The 843-nt window shown below is 77.5% G+C and carries 2 protein-coding genes; one reads left to right on the top strand and one right to left on the bottom strand.

Translation table 11 applies throughout. From position 1 onward, the window contains the following. Positions 1-601: 16S rRNA (cytidine(1402)-2'-O)-methyltransferase (gene rsmI / locus OZN99_RS32640; RefSeq protein ID WP_270939329.1), on the bottom strand; the 601-nt coding region annotated here is incomplete at its 3' end. Between rsmI and OZN99_RS32635 the strand changes: the two genes are divergently transcribed. Continuing rightward, positions 592-843 (top strand): hypothetical protein (locus OZN99_RS32635; protein WP_270939328.1); only part of this gene is annotated, 252 nt, incomplete at its 3' end. The genes rsmI and OZN99_RS32635 overlap by 10 nt on opposite strands.

Raw genomic sequence — 843 nt, 5'->3', positions numbered from 1 at the left:
GGTCGGGGCCGAGCCCCTCGGCCAGGGCCGACAGCGCCTCCGCCAGGCGGTGCGGCGCCTCGTGCAGGACCAGGGTGGCGGCCAGCCCGGCCCGCTCGGCGGCCCGCAGCTTCGCGATGGCGGCCCCGCGCGGCCCGGCCCTGGGCGGCAGGAAGCCCATGAACAGGAAGGGATGCGGCGGCAGGCCCGACAGGGTCAGGGCCACCACCGCGGCGTTCGGCCCGGGCACCGCCGTCACCGGCAGGCCCGCCTCGATCACCGCCCGCACCAGCCGATAGCCCGGGTCGGAGACCAGCGGCGTGCCGGCATCCGAAGCCAGCGCCAGGCGTTGCCCGGCGCGCAGCCTCTCCAGGATGCGCGGCACCATCTCGGATTCGTTGTGGTCGTGCAGTGGCAGGAGCGGCGCGGAGACGCCATAACGGGTCAGCATCTGGCCGGTCACCCGCGTATCCTCGCACAGCACGGCGTCCACGGCGCCGAGCACCTGCAGGGCCCGCGGCGACAGGTCGCCGAGGTTGCCGATCGGCGTCGCCACGAGAGAAAGCCCCTGCGGCGCCTCGCGGGGGGCCGCCTGACCAGGAGGGTCGCCGCTTGCCGTCATCCGCCTCGCCGCCTCCCCGCGACACCGGGCTGCCGCCCAGCCGCCTTCCCGTGTGGTCGCGGCTCCGCCGCGGTGGCCTGTGGCCACGGCTTCGCCGTGGGGGGGCCGCGCTGGCCCTTGCCGCCCTTGTCGGCCTGGCGGCCTGTGCTCCGCAATCCCCGGCGCCGGGCTTCGTGGGCGTCGCCCCGCCCTTCGCCCGCCCGGCCCCGGCGCAGGTCCAGCGCGCCGCGATGCTGGTGCCC

Origin of the sequence: Falsiroseomonas oryzae (assembly GCF_027856955.1) — a bacterium.
GTDB classification, from domain to species: Bacteria; Pseudomonadota; Alphaproteobacteria; order Acetobacterales; family Acetobacteraceae; genus Falsiroseomonas; species Falsiroseomonas oryzae.
The sequence above is the reverse complement of the archived record's forward strand: the minus strand, read 5'-3'. Positions and strand labels throughout refer to the sequence as shown.